2 tRNA genes and 2 rRNA genes are annotated in these 1,144 nt (G+C 45.2%); all 4 read right to left on the bottom strand.

Going from position 1 to position 1,144, the window contains the following annotated elements:
• Positions 1-177: ribosomal RNA gene (locus tag FTT78_RS13385) — 23S ribosomal RNA — on the bottom strand; the annotation flags it as partial.
• Between the two features lie 373 nt (positions 178-550).
• Positions 551-626 (bottom strand) — tRNA-Ala (locus tag FTT78_RS13380).
• Positions 627-738: 112 nt separating this feature from the next.
• Positions 739-815 (bottom strand) — tRNA-Ile (locus tag FTT78_RS13375).
• A gap of 59 nt (positions 816-874) precedes the next feature.
• A 16S ribosomal RNA gene (locus tag FTT78_RS13370) occupies positions 875-1,144 on the bottom strand; the annotation flags it as partial.

Raw genomic sequence — 1,144 nt, 5'->3', positions numbered from 1 at the left:
TTCGTATGACTATGTATTCATCATACGATACCTACCTTAAGGTAGGTGGGTTTCCCCATTCAGAAATCTCCGGATCAAAGGATATTTGCCGCCTCCCCGGAGCTTTTCGCAGGCTATCACGTCTTTCTTCGCCTCTGACTGCCAAGGCATCCACCACATGCACTTAATTACTTGACTATACAACCCCAAACAGTCGTTAACACTTACAAGTGAGTGTAACAACAGGCTTGCGCCCACAGTTTGTTGCTTCGTGAACTTAATCACCGTACAGCTTCAATCTAAATTCATATACCAAAACGCTTGATTCAGTTAATTTGCTAGTTCTCATTTCAATTCGTAATTAAACCGTAACACCGAAGTATTACTGTCAATCTTGAATTAAATGAGTTGAACAATTTATTTCAGACTCAATTTTTGCCAATCTGTTAATGAATTAATGCGTCTTCGTCAGACCGCACTAAATACTGTGATATTTAAATCACAGAACTTAATAAGCTTATACTTACTAAATTCTGTAATCTTTAGCTTATACCCATACTCAATAAGTACGTGGTGGAGACTAGGAGAGTCGAACTCCTGACCTCCTGCGTGCAAAGCAGGCGCTCTACCAACTAAGCTAAGTCCCCAGCTTATCATCTGTGATTCGATGTATCGTAAACTGTGTTAAGGCGAATGCTTAACTCGAGCATAGCTCTCGTCTTGCGCTCGGGCGAAACATGTTTCGCTGACCCTCGCTCATGGTGGGTCTGACAAGACTTGAACTTGTGACCCCACGCTTATCAAGCGTGTGCTCTAACCAACTGAGCTACAGACCCTCAGATACATCAATGAAGAACAACTTGTTGTGGATTCTTACCAATCGTCAATCTTTCGTTAAGGAGGTGATCCAGCCGCAGGTTCCCCTACGGCTACCTTGTTACGACTTCACCCCAGTCATCGGCCACACCGTGGTAAGCGTCCTCCTTGCGGTTAGACTACCTACTTCTGGTGCAACAAACTCCCATGGTGTGACGGGCGGTGTGTACAAGGCCCGGGAACGTATTCACCGCGGCATTCTGATCCGCGATTACTAGCGATTCCGACTTCACGCAGTCGAGTTGCAGACTGCGATCCGGACTACGATCGGCTTTTTGAGATTAGCATC

The sequence above is a fragment of the Acinetobacter sp. YH01011 genome (assembly GCF_013420785.1).
Lineage (GTDB): Bacteria > Pseudomonadota > Gammaproteobacteria > Pseudomonadales > Moraxellaceae > Acinetobacter > Acinetobacter towneri.
The sequence above is the reverse complement of the archived record's forward strand: the minus strand, read 5'-3'. Positions and strand labels throughout refer to the sequence as shown.